Source organism: Paenibacillus sp. J31P190 (assembly GCF_059692075.1).
Genome location: NZ_JCAUAS010000070.1, coordinates 1 through 1,035, shown reverse-complemented (window position 1 = coordinate 1,035; position 1,035 = coordinate 1). Strand labels below are relative to the sequence as shown.

The window sequence follows — 1,035 nt, the reverse complement described above, 5'->3', positions numbered from 1 at the left end:
TAGTGTAAGAATGCAGAACCGGATCATCCGTTGGTTAGATATTCGGTTCCCCGAGTATACCTCGGTGTTTAAAGACTGGACCTGCAAACGTTCCTTAGCTACGCTTAAAGATTTACCCTCCCCGCTAGATCTACAGTCTCTGACGGTATCTGAGGTGATTACAAGTTGGAGAAAGCATATGAAACGAGCGGGTGGTTCTACGGGGACTCAGAAAGCTGCGTTGCTAATTTCGCAAGCCAAGCAGAGTGTAGGAGAGAAGACAGCTCTTCATGAAGCCAAGCAAGATTTACGGCGGTTACTAGAGGAGTTTGAACGTATTGTTGAAATACTAGAAAAGATTGAAAAGGACATTCTAGCACTGCTTAGTGAGATTCCAATGGCCATTCAGCTTCGATCGATTAAAGGCCTGGGTCCAATCTTCATAGCTGCCATACTATCATGTGCTGGTGACTTTAGACAGTATGCGCATGGACGTCAGTTATTGCGTAAAGCAGGTCTAAACTTAGCAGAAAGGATGTCAGGAAAACACAAGGGACAAATCAAGCTCTCGAAACGGGGAGATGCAAAGTTGCGCAAGTATATGTATCTGGCAACGATAACGCTCGTAGGAACGAATCCAGTCTTTCGACAGATGCATGAGAATAATGTTCAGATCAAGCAAATGAAGAAACAACAGTCTCTTTTTAAGCTGCTTGGAAAATTGGCACTAATCCTCGTTGGCATTGTTCAAAGAGGTGAGTCATTTTTACCTGAAAAAGTAATTCCCAACTACGCTCTAGCTGCCTAAAACTTCTTAAATATAACGTAAATTGACTCATTCGCAGGAGTTTTCAAAAAGAAAGCACGGAGGACCGAGTTCGTTTTCCAAAAGGGCACAGACCCATCCGCTAAACGCTATCGGCCACCACACCTTGGTCAGGTATAACGAAGCATTCCTGTAGAGCGTTAATTTTCCGCTTTGAAAAAAGTGAAGCGCCCCCGTAAGATGGAATTATGCACAGGGTCATAACCCTAAAATTCACTATCTAGGAGGAC

The 1,035-nt window shown here is 43.9% G+C and carries 1 protein-coding gene; it reads left to right on the top strand.

The features are described from left to right. The coding region (locus AC58U0_RS37260) for a transposase (RefSeq protein ID WP_497383671.1) at positions 1 to 787 on the top strand (787 nt) is incomplete at its 5' end. Positions 788 to 1,035: the final 248 nt, after the last annotated feature.